Origin of the sequence: Micromonospora sp. NPDC005254, assembly GCF_042872525.1 — a bacterium.
In the GTDB taxonomy this organism is placed as follows: domain Bacteria; phylum Actinomycetota; class Actinomycetes; order Mycobacteriales; family Micromonosporaceae; genus Micromonospora.
In genome coordinates this window covers 340,727-355,360 of sequence record NZ_JBIAKM010000002.1, presented here as the reverse complement: position 1 = coordinate 355,360, position 14,634 = coordinate 340,727, and the positions used below count along the sequence as shown (strand labels likewise).

The following is a 14,634-nucleotide window of genomic DNA, read 5'->3' as shown; positions in this document are numbered from 1 at the left end:
ACGCAACACCGAGTGTCCGGTAATCGGACACTCGGTGTTGCGTGGAGTGAAGCAGAGCAAAGGACCGGCAGAGGTGCCCGTGCCGCCCCGGAGGGAAGCATGCGGACAGGCGGGGGCGAGAACTAGTGGGCGCCGAGGTGAGCCAGGAGGTCCTGGCGGGTCAGGACGCCCTTGGGCTTGCCGTCGACCAGGACCAGCGCGGCGTCGGACTTCTCCAGCAGGCCGACGGCCTCGCTCACCCGCTGGCCGCCACCGATCATCGGCAACGGGTCACCCATGTGCCGCTCGATGGTGTCGTGCAGGTGGGCCTGACCGGTGAACAGCGCGTCGAGCAGATCCCGCTCGGCGATCGAGCCGGCGACCTCACCGGTCACCACCGGCGGCTCGGCCTTGAGCACCGGCAGCTGCGAGACGCCGTACTCACGCATGTAGTCGATCGCGTCCCGGACCGTCTCGGTCGGGTGCACGTGCACCAGCTCGGGCAGGCCGCCCGGCTTGCTGGCCAGCGCGTCGGCCACCGTCGGCTCGTGGCCGGAGTTGTCCAGGAAGCCGTACCGGGCCATCCACGAGTCGTTGAAGATCTTGGAGAGGTAGCCGCGACCGCCGTCGGGCAGCAGCACCACCACGACGTCGTCCGGGCCGGCCTTGCGGGCCACCTCCAACGCGGCGACCACGGCCATCCCGCAGGAGCCCCCGACCAGCAGGCCCTCCTCGCGGGCCAGCCGCCGGGTCATCTCGAAGGACGCCTTGTCGGAGACCTCGACGATCTCGTCGGCCACACCCCGGTCGTACGTCTCCGGCCAGAAGTCCTCGCCGACGCCCTCCACCAGGTACGGCCGGCCGGTGCCGCCGGAGTAGACCGAGCCCTCCGGGTCGGCCCCGATGACCCGCACCCGCCCCTCGGACGCCTCCTTCAGATACTGCCCGATGCCGGAGATCGTCCCGCCGGTGCCGACGCCCGCCACGAAGTGCGTGAGCCGGCCCTCGGTCTGCTTCCACAGCTCCGGGCCGGTCGTCTCGTAGTGCGAGCGCGGGTTCGCCGGGTTGCTGTACTGGTCGGGCTTCCACGCGCCGGGAATCTCGCGGGTCAGCCGGTCGGAGACGTTGTAATACGAGCGCGGGTCCTCCGGCGCGACGGCGGTCGGGCAGACCACCACCTCGGCGCCGTACGCCCGCAGCACGTCCTGCTTGTCCTGACTGACCTTGTCGGGGCAGACGAAGACGCACTTGTAGCCCTTGAGCTGGGCCACCAGGGCGAGCCCGACGCCGGTGTTGCCGCTGGTCGGCTCGACGATCGTGCCGCCGGGCCGCAGCAGGCCCGCCGCCTCGGCGTCCTCGACCATGCGCAGCGCGATCCGGTCCTTCACCGAGCCGCCCGGGTTGACGTACTCGACCTTGGCGAGCACGGTGGCCTGGATGCCCTCGGTGACGTTGCGCAGGCGGACCAGCGGGGTGTTGCCGATCATGTCGACGACGTTGTCGTAGTACTGCACGGTGTGCCCTTCATTGCGGCGCCGGCGACGGCGGCCGGGCAGACGTATCCTCGCCGACCAGCGTACGTGCCGTCAGGGCACCAGCCCCCCGGGGATGACCGAGCTGCGTCGGGCCTCCCATTCGAGGAAACGGTCGGTCTCGGCGAGCACGCTGCCGGCCAGCCAGGTGATCATCACCGCGTCGTCGGCCAGCCCGAAGATCGCCAGTGGGATCTCCGGCAGCAGGTCGATGGGCGAGACGATGTACGCCGTGGCCGCCGTCATCAGGGCCAGCCGGAGGCCACCGTCGTACTCCCCCCGGGTCGTGGCCCGGATCATCCGGGGCAGCGCCGCCAGTCGGCTGCCCAGCGAGGGCCCGCCGCGCGCCCCCGCCGCCAGTGCCCGCGCCAGGGCCGTGAACGCCGCGCTGCGCTTCAGTGTCTTCCCCATCGTCGCGCTCCTCTCCGCCGGATCAGCGTGGCGGGTCGGCGCAAGTCGGCCGGCCTCCACCGGACAGGTACCCCGTCTCGTCGGTTTCCAGGCACTCCCGAGCCGGGACGACGACAGCGGCGTGTCGGGCCGGCGCGATAATGTCGGCATATGGGGGTCGCTGGTTCTGTCGTACCCGTTGGTCCGCGCTGGCGGCAGGCCTGGCGGATCGCCCGGCTGGCGGCTATCGGGACGGGCGCCACCGCGGCGGCCGCGATGGCGACCGGCGGGGTGCTGCTCGGCCAGGCCCGCCAGGCCCGGCGCACCATCCCGATGGCCGAGGCCCCGCCGCCGCGCTGCGACGGGATGTACGGCGCGAAGTTCCCCGGCCCCCCGCTCACCATGGTCGTGCTCGGTGACTCGTCGGCGGCCGGCTACGGGGTGCACCGCCGCCGGGAGACACCGGGGGCGCTGCTCGCCACCGGCCTGTCCCGGCGGCTGCACAGGCCGGTCCTGGTGCGCCGTTTCGCGGTGGTCGGCGCCATCTCCGCGGCGCTCCGGCACCAGGTGGAGGCGGCGTTGGAGTGCGCGCCGGACATCGCGGTGATCCTGATCGGCGGCAACGACATCACCAACCGCACGCCGCGCGGCCTGGCGGTGCGCTACCTGGTCGAGGCGGTCCACGCGCTGCGCGACACCGGTTGCGAGGTGGTCGTCGGCACCTGCCCCGACCTCGGCGCGATCCGGCCGATCCAGCCACCGCTGCGCTGGCTGGCGCACCGGTGGAGTCGCCAGCTCGCCGCCGCCCAGACGGTGGCGGTGGTCGAGGCGGGCGGCTCGACGGTGTCCCTCGGCGACCTGCTCGGCCCACGGTTCGCCGCCGAACCGCACCGAATGTTCGCCTGGGACCGGTTCCACCCCTCCGCCGAGGGGTACGCGATGGCCGCCGCCGCTCTGCTGCCGACGATGCTCTCGGCGCTCGGCTCCGGGCCGGAGCGACGGGCCACACCGGCGCGGGGCGAGGGCGTACGGTCGCTGCCAAAGGCCGCGCAGGAGGCGGCCCGGCACGCCGGCACCGAGGTCAGCGGCACCCAGGTCCGGGGCCGCGACCGAGGACCGGCCGGCCGGTGGGCGCAGCTGCGTCGCCGGGCGTTCTTCGGTGTCAACACGGTGCCGCAGTCCGGCTCCGCGACGGACACCTCGACAGTGGAGGGACTGGCATGAACGAGCGCAGCGAGCGGGGCGTGACCGCCGGTCTTCCCGGCCGCCTGGGTCGGGCGGCGGCGCTGTCGCTGCTCGCCGGCACGGTGGGCGGCGCCGCCGTCCTGGCCGGTGAGGCGTTCGTCGCCCGGCACCGGCGCTACGCCGAGCCGGAGCTGGGGTTGGCGTTGCGGGCGACGATCGGCCGGGCCGACGCCGCGCCGCTGCGGCTGGTGCTGCTCGGTGACTCGTCGGCGTTGGGCGTGGGCGTCGACCGCCTCGACGACACCATTGGCGGACAGTTGGCCAACCTGCTCGCCGAGGGCCCGACCGGCCGCCGGGTGCACCTGTCCAGCGTCGGCGTCTCCGGGTCGCGCTCGACGGACCTGGCCACCCAGGTCGCCCGGGCCCTGCTCGGCGAGCGGCCCGACGTGGCGCTGATCCTGATCGGCGCGAACGACGCCACCGGGCTGCGCCGGCCCGCCGACGCGTCCGCCTATCTCGGGGCGGCGGTGCACCGGCTGCGGGAGGCGCGCGTCGAGGTGGTGGTGGGCACCTGCCCCGACCTCGGCGCCGTACGCGCCATCGCGCCGCCGCTGCGTCAGCTGGTCGGCTGGTCCGGGCGGCGGATGGCCCGCGCGCAGACCACTGCGGTGTTGGAGGCGGGCGGCGCGGTGGTCGACCTGGCCACCGAGACCGGGCCGGTCTTCCGGGCCGACGCGGGGACGCTCTGCCACGACGGCTTCCACCCGTCCGCCGACGGCTACCGGGTGTGGGCGCACGCCCTGCTGCCGGCCGTCGTGGCCGCGGCGGCGGTCGCCTCCCGGCGCTAGAGCACGCCCGGCCGGGGTGACATTTCCCGCCGCGCCTGCTTCTTCCGTGCCATGTTACCGGCGGGTTAACGTTGGCTCATGCCGATTGAGTCGTCCCGCGACGCCGTCATCGTCGCTACCGCCCGCTCCCCCATCGGCCGGGCGCACAAGGGGTCCCTGCGCGATGTCCGCTCCGACGACCTCGCCGCGACCATCGTCCAGGCCGCGCTGGACAAGATCCCCGAACTCGACCCGACCACCATCGACGACATCTACCTCGGGTGCGGCCTGCCCGGCGGTGAGCAGGGCTTCAACATGGCCCGCGTGGTGGCCACCCTGCTGGGGCTGGACACCGTTCCCGGCGCCACGCTGACCCGCTACTGCGCCTCCTCGTTGCAGACCACCCGGATGGCGCTGCATGCGATCCGCGCCGGCGAGGGCGACGTGTTCGTCTCCGCCGGTGTCGAGATGGTCTCCCGCTACGCCCGCGGCAGCTCCGACGGGCTGCCTCCCGAGGCGCAGGCTCTCGTCGGCGGCGGCTGGGAGAACCCGCGCTTCGCGACGGCCGCTGAGCGCTCGAAGCGCCGCGCGCAGGGCGGCGCCGAGGTCTGGACCGACCCGCGCGAGGCCGGTGAGCTGCCGGACATCTACCTGACCATGGGGCAGACCGCGGAGAACCTCGCCCAGGTGTACGACGTGACCCGCGCCGACATGGACGAGTTCGGTGTGCGCAGTCAGAACCTCGCCGAGAAGGCCATCGCCGACGGCTTCTGGGCCCGGGAGATCACCCCGGTCACCACGCCGGACGGCACCGTGGTGAGCACCGACGACGGCCCCCGCGCAGGCGTCACCCTGGATGCGGTGGCCGGCCTGAAGCCGGTGTTCCGTCCGGACGGGCGGATCACCGCGGGCAACTGCTGCCCGCTCAACGACGGCGCCGCCGCCGTCGTCGTGATGAGCGCCCAGCGGGCCGAGGAGCTGGGCCTGACCCCGCTGGCCCGGATCGTCTCCACCGGCGTGACCGCGCTGTCGCCGGAGATCATGGGTCTCGGACCGGTCGAGGCGTCCCGGCAGGCGCTGCGCCGGGCCGGCATGACCATCGACGACGTCGACCTGGTCGAGATCAACGAGGCGTTCGCCGCTCAGGTGATCCCCTCCTACCGGCAGTTGGGCATCCCGGAGGAGAAGCTGAACGTCATGGGCGGCGCGATCGCGGTCGGCCACCCGTTCGGCATGACCGGCGCCCGGATCACCGGCACCCTGCTCAACGCGCTGGAGTGGCACGACAAGACCATCGGTCTGGAGACCATGTGCGTCGGCGGCGGCCAGGGCATGGCCATGGTGCTCGAACGCCTGAGCTGACCCGACGTCAGAGAGCGCCGCGGGTCGCCGTCACCTCGGCGGCGGCCCGCGCCAGCGCCTCGGCGTCGGCCCCGGCGGCCAGCAGGTCGGCCGTCACCACCCGCAACTGGTCGGGTAGGGCCAGGTCGTTGTCCAGCCGGGGCACGGTCCGGCGGGGCTGTCCCTCGGCGTCGGCGGCCAGATTGGCGATCTCCTGCACCAACCGGTGCATCAGGTCGGCGCGGGGCACGTTGCCGGTGGTCGCGGCCGCCGCCCAGCGCGGCTGCTCCCAGTGCCCGACCTGGCGGACCAGCAACTGCACGGCCCGCTCCAACTCCGCTGCGCTCATCGCCGCCGAGTCTACGGCCGGCGCCGACCCCGACATTCCGGGCCGCTCAGCGGCGCAGGTAGCTGAGCAGCCGTAGCAGCTGCCAGTAGAGGAAGACCAGGCCGGTGAGCAGGCCGAACGCGCTCAGCCACGCGTACCGGCGGGGTCGGCCGTCGCGCACCGAGCGCTCGACGAGGTCGAAGTCGAGGATGAAGCTGAACGCACCGGCGATGATCGCCACGACCGAGAAGGCGTACGGCAACCAGCCGACCTCCCCGCTGACGCTGTAGACCGCCAGCCCCGGCCGTCCGGAGATCAGGTACGACACCAGGTTGACCACGCTGAGCACGGCGATACCGAGCAGCGTGCCGATCACCAGGCGGGCCAGCCGGGGCGTCGCGCGGATCACCCGGGCCCGGTACAGCGCCGCCATGCCGAGGAAGACGCCGAAGGTGCCGGCCACCGCCTGCACCACGATCCCGGGGTAGACCTGCTGGAAGGTCCGGCTGGCGACCCCCAGCAGCAGCCCCTGGAGCACCGCATAGCCGACGATCGGCACCGGGTTGGTGATCCCCCGCAGCGAGATGACCAGGACCAGCACGATCGAGGCCAGGGCGCTGCCGGCCAGGGCCGCCCCCAACCACACCGCGTCGGGCACCACCGCCCAGGACACCGCGGCGGCCGCGCCGGTGAGCAGGAGCAATCCGACGGTACGCACCACCACGTCGTCGACGGTCATCGGCTCGACGTCGCGGGAGCTGACCACCCGGGACTCCAACCGGCCGGTCTCGTCCAGCCGGTTGAGCACCGGGTTGTTGCTGCGCACCGTCGCCTCCTTCGCCCGCGTACCCCTCGCAGTCACTCTGCCCCGGACGGCCCGGCGGCGGCGGCGAAACGGCGCGGACGACGGCGCCCGCCCCCGCGAGAGCGGGAGCGGGCGCCGGTCAGCGGGACGGACGAGATCAGTCGTCGCCCTGGAAGTAGCTCAGCAGGCGCAGGATCTCGATGTAGAGCCAGACCAGGCTGACCAGGATGCCGAACGCGGCCACCCAGGAGTAGCGCTGGGGCAGGCCCATCCGGACGCCGTCCTCGATCTCCTTGAAGCTGAGCACGAAGCTCAGCGAAGCGACCACGATGCAGACGAGGCTGAAGCCGATGGCGAGCGGGCTGCCGTCACGCAGACCCGTGTTGATGCCGAACAGCGCCAGCACCAGGTTGATCAGCATGACCGCGGCAAGGCCGATGATCACCGAAGTCATGACCTTGACGAAGACCGGGGTGGCCCGGATGATCTTCGCCTTGTAGATCATCGTCATCACGAAGAAGATGCCGAAGCTGGCCACGGCGGCCTGGAGCACGATGCCGTCGTAAGCGGACTCGAACGCCTTGCTGACCATGCCGACGAAGACACCTTCGACGACCGCGTACGCGATGACGAGCGCCGGGTTGGCCATCCGGGAGAACGAGATGATCAGGCCGAGCACCAGGCCGACGACCGCCGCGCCGATCCAGGCGGTGCCGACCAGCGCGTCGGGCACGAGCACCCAGGCCGCGGCGGCGGTGATGCCGAGGATGCCGAACAGCGCGACCGTCTTGACGACCACGTCGTCGACGGTCATCGGTGCCACGGCGGGCGGTGCGGCCGGGTAGCCGGCCTGGGACGGGTACTGCTGCGGAATGCCGGGCTGTCCGTACGGCCCGGCCGGTGCGTACCCGGCGGAGCGCTCCCGCTCGGCCGCTTGGCCGAGCCGGGCGAGCACCGGGTTCGAGGTCTTCACTGTCTGGCCTCCCTCAGGGGGTCGTTTGCACGTGAACGTGCACCCCAAGAGTAAACTGCCCGGCCCACTCCTGGTGATCACGATGGGAACGCGGACGCCGTGGCGGTTGGGTGCCCGGGGCGGGGGTCGAACCCGCACGCCTTTCGGCAGCCGCTTTTAAGGCGGCCGTGTCTGCCGTTCCACCACCCGGGCGGGTGGCACCCGCGCGCCGACACGCACGGTGCAGTGTCACCGTAGCCGGTCCGCGGCGACCCGGCGTACCCCGCCGGGCTGGCCACATTAGGGTCGATGCCGTGAGCAGCGCAGCCCCAACGGCCCCCGACGCCGCCCCTGACCAGGTCTTCCGTCTCGACGATCAGGTCAGCCGCCGACCCCGGGCCGTCCGGCTGCTGGCCGCCGTCCGCCGCCACCGGGCGGATCTGCTGATCGCGGTGGTCTGGGTGGCGCTCGCCGGCTGGCTGACCCACGGCCTGTGGCCCGACCCGGGTGGGCGGACGTTGGCGCTCAACCCCGAGGACCAGACGCTCTACGAATGGTTCCTGGCGGTCGACGCGAGGGCGCTGCTCGGCGACTTCCACCTGCTCACCGACCGGCTCAACGCCCCGGACGGCGTCAACCTGATGGCCAACACCACTGTCATCGCGCTCGGCGTCGTCTGCGCGCCGATCACCCTCCTGCTCGGCGCGCCCACCACCTTCGCGCTGCTCGCCGCCGCCAACCTGGCCGGCACCGCCCTCGCCTGGTACCTGCTGTTCCACCGGACGCTGCGCGCCCACCGCCTCGCCGCCGCGCTCGGCGGCGGGCTGTGCGGGTTCGGTCCGGGCATGATCTCGCAGTCCAACAGCCACCTGCACATGACGGCGCAGTGGCTGGTGCCGGTGATCGTCTGGCTGGTGCTCCGGCTGCTCCGCGCGTCCGACCCCGGCCCCACGACACCCGACGCGACGGGCCGCGCCCGATCGGTCGGCCCGGACCGACGACGGATGATCAGCTCCGCTGCCGGGCTGGCCGCAGCCGTCACCGCGCAGGTCTTCATCGGCGAGGAGGTCCTCTTCCTCTGCGCCGTCACACTGCTGGTGATGGCGATCAGCTACACCGTCGCGGACCGGGACCTCGCCCGGCGCGCACTGCCCGGATTCGCCGGCGGGCTGGCGATCGCCGCCGGCCTGGCGCTGCTGGTGCTCGGCTACCCACTGTGGTTCCAGTTCGCCGGGCCGCAGGGCGTCGCCGACGGGATGTTCAGCCCGGCCTACTTCTCGGCCGACCTCAGCAGCTGGTGGGCGGTCTCCCCGTTGTCGGTCGCCGGCAGCGACGAGGCGTCCCGGCTGACCACCGGCCCCGCCGAATACAACACCTTCCTCGGCTGGCCGCTGCTGCTGGTCACCGCCGCCTGCGCGGTCTGGGCCGGCCGGCGCCGGCTGGTGCTCGCCTGCGTGGTGGCGGCGCTGGTGATGGGCGCGCTCTCCCTCGGCCCGGAGGTGGTGCTCGGCGGCACCCGCACCGCGCTGCCCGGCCCGTACGCCCTGCTGGCCGGGTTGCCGGTGGTGGACGGCGCGCTGCCGATGCGGTTCGGCCTGGCGCTGCTCCCGATCGTGGCGACGGTGCTCGTCGTGGCCGTCGACCGGGCACTGCGCGGCACCGGCCGGGCGCGGCGGCTGGTGCCGCTCGCCGTCATCGCAGCCCTGCTGCCGATCTTCCCGACCCCACTGCCGACCGCCGAGCGGCCCGCCGTGCCGGAGTTCATCACCGGCGGGCACTGGCGGCAGTGCGTCCGCCCGGGCGGGGTGCTGGTCCCGGTGCCACTGCCCACCCCCAAGGAACCGTGGCCGATGCGCTGGGCAGCCGCCGCCGACGCCGGGTTCGGCCTGCCCGAGGGGTTCTTCATCGGCCCGTACGGGCGCGGTGGCACCGCCGCCATGGGCACCTTCAAGCAGCCCACCTCGGCTTTGCTGGCCGACGTCGCCCGCCGCGGCGACCAGCCGGCCATCGGCGACGAGCAGCGCCGGCAGGCCGCCCGGGACGTCGACTTCTGGGGCGCGTCCTGCGTGGCGCTGGCCGACGACGCGCCGCACGCCGACAGCCTGCGGGCGACCCTGGAGCAGTTGTACGGCCCGGCCACCCGCATCGCCGACGCCTGGATCTGGCGGGTCTGACGCCGAGTATCGCGAAAGGGCCCCTCCTGAGCAGGAGGGGCCCTTTCGTCCAGTTTGCTCAGACGCGCGGCGCGCCCACCGGCTGGGATGCCTCGACGAACTCCTCGCGCGGGTCGTGCAGCTGGCCCAGGGCGACGACCTCACGCTTGAGGAAGAACGCCAGCGACCAGTCCACCACCACCCGGACCTTGCGGTTGAACGAGGGGATCCGGCTCATGTGGTACGTCCGGTGCATGAACCAGGCCGGCCAGCCGGTCATCTTGATGCCGTACACCTGGGCGACGCCCTTGTGCAGGCCGAGGCTGGCGACGCTGCCGGCGTGCTTGTGCTTGTAGTTGACCGGCTCGCGGCCGCGGATCACCGCGACGATGTTGTCGGCCATCCGCGCCGCCTGACGCACCGCGTGCTGCGCGCTCGGCGAGCAGAAGTTGCCCGGCTCCTTGGTCAGGTCCGGCACGGCGGCGCAGTCACCCGCGCTCCACGCGCCCTCGATGACCCGGTCACCGTCGACCACCTGGAGGGTGGGAATGCAGGTGACCCGCCGGCGCTCGTCACGCGGGAAGTCCGTCGCGTCAAGCATCGGCGACGGCTTCACGCCGGCCGTCCAGACGATCGTGTCGGACCGGAAGCTGTCCCCGTCGGAGAGCTTGACCACCCCGTCGACGCAGGACTCCAGGCGGGTGTCCAGCCGGATGTCCATGTTGCGCTTCATGAGCTGCTGCACCGTGTAGGCGCCCATGTCCCGGTCGACCTCGGGCAGCACCCGCTGGGTGGCCTCGACGAGCACCCAGCGCATGTCCTCCGGCTTCAGCTCCGGGTAGTAGCGCAGGGCGTCCCGGGCCATGTCCTCCATCTCGGCGAGCGCCTCGATGCCCGCGTAACCGCCACCGACGAACGTGAAGGTCAGCGCCGAGCGGCGCACCTCCGCATCCGGGGTCACGGCCGCGACGTCCAGCCGGTCCAACACGTGGTTGCGGAGGTAGATCGCCTCACCGATGGTCTTGAACCCGATGCCCTGTTCGTGCAGGCCCGGAATCGGCAGCGTCCGGGACACCGAACCCGGCGCGACGATCACGTGGTCGTACGCGATCTCCCGGGCCGGACCGACGATCGGCTGCACGGTGGCCACCTTGCGGTCGTGCTCGACCCGCGTGACCGTTCCCGCCACCACCTTGCACCGGCGCAGCTCCCGGCGCAGCGGCACCACGGCGTGCCGGGGGGAGATGTTCCCCGCCGCGGCCTCGGGCAGGAACGGCTGGTAGGTCATGTGGGGCTGGGGGTCCACGACGATGACCTCAGCCTCACGGGAGCTGAGCTTCTTTGACAGGCGCAGGGCCGCGTAGAGACCGACGTGCCCGGCACCCACCACAAGGATCCGCTTCGGATTCACGTCATCTATCTTTCCCCGCCGGGCTCAGGTAATCCCGCTCGCGCCCCCCATCTGTGACGGAACACAACCCCTGTGACCTGCATAACTCTGTCGCCTCAGGGGTTCACCTACGCCGCAGCAGCCAACCCAGCAACGCGACGAGACCCACCGCCACCACCAGCCCCAGCACGGTGACCCACTGATGACCGGCCTCCCCGCCCAGGCCCGCCGCCTGCAACAGCAGCACCCCCAGCACGGCCGTACCCAACAGCACCGCCGCCACCCGCAGCAACCACCGGGTGACCAGCTCCGGATCCACCATCGCGTCGTACGGCAGCAGCGCCGCCAGCGCGCACAGGGAGTGCCCCAGGTACAACAGCGCAGCGACGGCGAGCAGCCGCCACAACGCCACCGGTCGGCCGTATCCGTCGGTGGCGAGCAGCCAGCCGCCGGCCATGACCAGCGCCACGAAGGTCGGCCACAGCCGCCGCGGACCCACCGCGGGCAGCAGCGCCGCCACCGCCAGGAGCAGCAGCGGCCGGCCGGTCAACACCTCGGCGGGAAACGCCAGCGCCAGCCCGGCCAGCGCGGTGACGAAGATCGCGGCCCGGACCATCAGCGGAACGGCGCTGATCCGTGCAACAGCATCCTGAGCAGCCCGAACCCGCCCGGTGATCGCGTCGATCATCTGCCCACACCCTCGATCCTCACCGGGAACCGACCCTTGGGGCCGTCGCCAGCCGCGCCACGTCCCGCAGCACCTGGTCCAGGCTGCCCGCGCCGGCCCAGCGCACGACGGGCACGCCGTGCTCCCGGAGCTGCCCGATCATGGTTTCCCGGTCCAGCCGCCACAGGCGGTACGCCACCTCGGCCCAACCCCGATCCTTCGGCGGCGTCAGGTTGGCCGGCAGCGTGTCGACCGCCACCACGAACCGGCCGGAGCGGGCCAGCCGCGCCAGCATCTGCGCCGACCGCTCGTCCAGCAGCGGGGTGAGGACCACCACCAACGCGTCCGAGGAAAGCTGCTGCGGGCCGAAGACCTGGTCGTACGGCTCGTGCTGGGAGGCTTCGGCGCGCACGTCGAGCAGCCACTCCAGGACGGTCAGGTACTGCCGGCGGCCGGCGGCCGCGCGCAACCGGCGGGCACCCGGCCCGTACTCCACAAGCGACACCCGGTCGCCCCGGTGCAGGTAGTGCTCGGCGATCGCCGCGGTGGCCCGCACTGTGGTGTCCAGCACCGAGGCGGAGCCGTCCACGCCGCCGGAGCGCCCCGCCTCGGCGAGCACGTCGAGCAGCACCACCACCTCGGCGTCCCGGTCGGAGAGGGTGGCCGCCACGTGCAACTGCCGGGCGCGCAGCGACACCCGCCAGTCGACGCGGCGGAGCCGGTCGCCGGGGGCGAAGATCCGTACGCCGGCCAGCTCGCCGCCCTCACCGGGCCGGCGGGAGTGGTGCGCGCCGACCAGGCCGGCGGCGCGGGGCATCGCCTCCACCGCCTCGAACGGTTCGGTGCGCGGATAGACCCGCACCCCGACCGGCTCGGTGAACACCGCTCGGGAGACCAGCAGGCCACCCGCCGTGGCGACCCGCGCGCCGGCCGGACCGACCGGGTGCCGGCCCCAGCGCAGAGCCCGGCCGGCCAACTCGAGGTCCACCGCCGCGGCGGCGGGCACTGAGGTCACGAACGGCCGATCGGCGACGGAGCGGCCGGTGCGGGCGGACGCGCCAGCAGCGGGCGGGGCGTCGGCGGGCGGGGCGTCGTCGGCCGGGCCGGTGCCGGCGAAACCGGCATGGGTGATCCGCAACCACGGCGAGACCCGGGACCGCACCACCACGAGGTCGTAGTCGACCGCGTCCGGGTTGCCGACACTGACGGCGGCCGACACCTCGCCACCCTCGACGAGCGGTCCGTCGTCCCCGGCGGTGATCCAGACCTGCGGCAGCGTCGTGGGCCGGCGGCGCAGCGCGTACGCGGTGCCCAGCGCGAACGGGGCCGCCAGCACGACGAGATCGACCCGCCCCAGCAGGACCCCCGCCACCAGCAACAGGCCGGCGAGCAGCACCGCGCGGCCGAGCGCCGGGGTGGGCGCCCAGCCGGCGGCCGACTCCGGCTCGGTGGATCGCGGCGCGGGCGCGGTCGGGCCGGTCATCAGCGCCGGAGCCCGCCGGCGGCGTAGCTGGGCAGCGCACCGCTGGCCGGGGCGGGCGTGGCCTCCAACACCTCACCCACCACGAAGGCCGGGTCGACGCGGCGCAGCCACATCTCCGGGCGCAGGGTGATCCGGTGGGCCAGGGCGGGCGCCGCCACTTCCTTGACGTCCTCCGGCACCACGTAGTCCCGGCCGCCGAACACCGCGCGCACCCGGGCCAGCAGCAGCAGCGCCAACGAGCCACGCGGCGAGGCGCCGACCAGCACCGACGGATGTTCCCGGGTGGCCGCGGTCAGCGACACGATGTACCGGCCGATGGAGTCCTCCACCACCACGTCCTCCAGGGCGGCCTGCATCGCCCGCAGGGTGGCGGCGTCGACGACCGGTTTGATGTCCGCCTCCTCGCGGCGGCGGCCCATCCGACGGCGCAGCACCTCCCACTCCTCCTCGTGCTCCGGATAGCCGAAGGAGACCCGCAGCAGGAACCGGTCCAGCTGCGCCTCGGGCAGCGGGTAGGTCCCCTCGTACTCGATCGGGTTTGCGGTGGCCAGCACGTGGAACGGCTCGTCCAGCTTGTACGTCACGCCCTCCACCGAGACCTGCTTCTCCTGCATCGCCTCCAGCAGCGCGGACTGGGTCTTCGGCGGCGTCCGGTTGATCTCGTCGGCGAGGAGCAGGTTGGTGAAGACCGGCCCGGCGCGGAAGGTGAAGTCGCCGTTGCGCTGGTCGTAGAGGAAGGAGCCGGTGACGTCGGCGGGGAGCAGGTCCGGGGTGAACTGGAGCCGGCGGAAGTCCAACCCGAGCGCCTGGGCGAAGGAGCGCGCGGTGAGCGTCTTACCCAGGCCGGGCAGATCCTCCAGGAGCACGTGCCCACCGGCCAGGATCCCGGCGAGGACCAGCTCCAACGCGTCCCGCTTGCCGACCACGACGGTGCCGACCGCGTCCAGGACGGCCCGGGCCAGGCGACCGACCTCGGCGGCGGGCATGCTCCGGTCCACGTCGTTCATGAAATCTTCTCCAGTTCGGCGACGATCACCGCGAGATCGCGCGGCGACGGGGGGCGGCGGGGCGGGGATTCCAGGAACGTCCACAACCGATCGCCCAGCAGGGCACGGGCACGGGTCGGATCCGACTCGCGGGTCACGGCGTGCTTCAGGCGCAGCCGCTCGTCGGCCAGTTCCGCGAGCCGGGGCAGGATGACCCCGGTGAAGCGTTCGGGTCGCGTCGTGGACCAGTCCAGCGGGAGTTCCCAGCCGTTGATGGCGGCGCGCAGCGCGTCCCGGGCACCCCAGTTCCAGGTGCCGTCGTCGTCGTACTGGTGAAGCGGAGGACGGGACCTCGCCGCCGGTGGCGGCGCGAGCGCGGCAGCGACCCGGCGCACCGCGGACACCGCGAACACACCGGCCACCAGGATCACCAGCGACACCTGCAGACCGACCGCCCGCAGACCGACGACCAGCACGGCGACCAGGGCGGCGTTGCCGGCCAGAGCCCGGAAGACGCGCCCGGCGCGGCCACCCCGCTCACGCTCGGCCTGCCTCGGCCGCTCCTCCTCGAAGGTGAGCAGGTCGTCGATGCTGGCACTGCCGCTCACCGTCGCAC

Annotated in this window: 13 protein-coding genes, 1 tRNA gene and 1 pseudogene; 4 read left to right on the top strand and 11 right to left on the bottom strand. The window is 73.0% G+C overall.

All coding sequences use genetic code 11. From position 1 onward, the window contains the following. Nucleotides 1-122 precede the first annotated feature (122 nt). Nucleotides 123-1,493, bottom strand: coding sequence for a cystathionine beta-synthase (locus ACFYPR_RS07305; RefSeq protein WP_387258945.1), 1,371 nt, complete (start codon nucleotides 1,491-1,493; stop codon nucleotides 123-125). 72 nt (nucleotides 1,494-1,565) lie between these two features. Further along, nucleotides 1,566-1,922: a YkvA family protein gene (locus ACFYPR_RS07300; RefSeq protein WP_354854181.1), complete on the bottom strand. Its 357-nt coding sequence runs from the start codon at nucleotides 1,920-1,922 to the stop codon at nucleotides 1,566-1,568. Between the two features lie 150 nt (nucleotides 1,923-2,072). Here ACFYPR_RS07300 and ACFYPR_RS07295 point away from each other — a divergent pair. The 3 genes and pseudogenes from ACFYPR_RS07295 to ACFYPR_RS07285 form a co-directional block, all read left to right on the top strand. Continuing rightward, nucleotides 2,073-3,154: pseudogene (locus ACFYPR_RS07295) on the top strand (SGNH/GDSL hydrolase family protein); the annotation flags it as partial. Next, nucleotides 3,146-3,934, top strand: a complete 789-nt coding sequence (locus tag ACFYPR_RS07290) for an SGNH/GDSL hydrolase family protein (protein WP_387259357.1) — start codon at nucleotides 3,146-3,148, stop codon at nucleotides 3,932-3,934. The pseudogene ACFYPR_RS07295 and the gene ACFYPR_RS07290, both read left to right, overlap by 9 nt. A 78-nt stretch (nucleotides 3,935-4,012) precedes the next feature. Beyond that, on the top strand, nucleotides 4,013-5,275 hold the full coding sequence (locus tag ACFYPR_RS07285; protein ID WP_363940545.1) for an acetyl-CoA C-acetyltransferase: 1,263 nt from the start codon (nucleotides 4,013-4,015) through the stop codon (nucleotides 5,273-5,275). Nucleotides 5,276-5,282: 7 nt separating this feature from the next. Here the strand turns inward: ACFYPR_RS07285 and ACFYPR_RS07280 are convergent, their stop codons facing one another. The 4 genes from ACFYPR_RS07280 to ACFYPR_RS07265 all read right to left on the bottom strand — a co-directional run bounded on the left by ACFYPR_RS07280 (nucleotide 5,283) and on the right by ACFYPR_RS07265 (nucleotide 7,552). Beyond that, nucleotides 5,283-5,603, bottom strand: a complete 321-nt coding sequence (locus ACFYPR_RS07280; RefSeq protein WP_354854177.1) for a hypothetical protein — start codon at nucleotides 5,601-5,603, stop codon at nucleotides 5,283-5,285. 46 nt (nucleotides 5,604-5,649) lie between these two features. Further along, nucleotides 5,650-6,408 (bottom strand): Bax inhibitor-1/YccA family protein, encoded by a 759-nt coding sequence (locus tag ACFYPR_RS07275; protein ID WP_354854175.1) that lies wholly within the window; start codon nucleotides 6,406-6,408, stop codon nucleotides 5,650-5,652. Between the two features lie 136 nt (nucleotides 6,409-6,544). Continuing rightward, nucleotides 6,545-7,360: a Bax inhibitor-1/YccA family protein gene (locus tag ACFYPR_RS07270; protein ID WP_354854173.1), complete on the bottom strand. Its 816-nt coding sequence runs from the start codon at nucleotides 7,358-7,360 to the stop codon at nucleotides 6,545-6,547. A 111-nt stretch (nucleotides 7,361-7,471) separates the two neighbouring features. Beyond that, nucleotides 7,472-7,552 (bottom strand) — tRNA-Leu (locus ACFYPR_RS07265). Nucleotides 7,553-7,653: 101 nt separating this feature from the next. Between ACFYPR_RS07265 and ACFYPR_RS07260 the strand changes: the two genes are divergently transcribed. Next, entirely contained in the window at nucleotides 7,654-9,513 is a 1,860-nt protein-coding gene (locus ACFYPR_RS07260) for a hypothetical protein (protein WP_355132855.1), read from the top strand. A 58-nt stretch (nucleotides 9,514-9,571) separates the two neighbouring features. Here ACFYPR_RS07260 and ACFYPR_RS07255 read toward each other — a convergent pair whose 3' ends face one another. The 5 genes from ACFYPR_RS07255 to ACFYPR_RS07235 all read right to left on the bottom strand — a co-directional run bounded on the left by ACFYPR_RS07255 (nucleotide 9,572) and on the right by ACFYPR_RS07235 (nucleotide 14,626). Next, nucleotides 9,572-10,903 carry an NAD(P)/FAD-dependent oxidoreductase gene (locus tag ACFYPR_RS07255; RefSeq protein WP_387258942.1) on the bottom strand — a complete coding sequence of 444 codons (1,332 nt, stop codon included), beginning with the start codon at nucleotides 10,901-10,903 and terminating at the stop codon, nucleotides 9,572-9,574. A 103-nt stretch (nucleotides 10,904-11,006) separates the two neighbouring features. Continuing rightward, nucleotides 11,007-11,570 (bottom strand): hypothetical protein, encoded by a 564-nt coding sequence (locus ACFYPR_RS07250; RefSeq protein ID WP_355062975.1) that lies wholly within the window; start codon nucleotides 11,568-11,570, stop codon nucleotides 11,007-11,009. Nucleotides 11,571-11,589: 19 nt separating this feature from the next. Continuing rightward, the gene (locus ACFYPR_RS07245) at nucleotides 11,590-13,032 is read right to left on the bottom strand and encodes a DUF58 domain-containing protein (protein WP_387258940.1); all 1,443 of its coding nucleotides are present in this window, start codon (nucleotides 13,030-13,032) and stop codon (nucleotides 11,590-11,592) included. After that, entirely contained in the window at nucleotides 13,032-14,039 is a 1,008-nt protein-coding gene (locus ACFYPR_RS07240; protein WP_354854163.1) for a MoxR family ATPase, read from the bottom strand. Before ACFYPR_RS07240 ends, ACFYPR_RS07245 begins: the two co-directional genes overlap by 1 nt. After that, on the bottom strand, nucleotides 14,036-14,626 hold the full coding sequence (locus ACFYPR_RS07235; RefSeq protein ID WP_355062971.1) for a hypothetical protein: 591 nt from the start codon (nucleotides 14,624-14,626) through the stop codon (nucleotides 14,036-14,038). The genes ACFYPR_RS07240 and ACFYPR_RS07235 overlap by 4 nt, the downstream gene beginning before the upstream one ends. Nucleotides 14,627-14,634 lie beyond the last annotated feature (8 nt).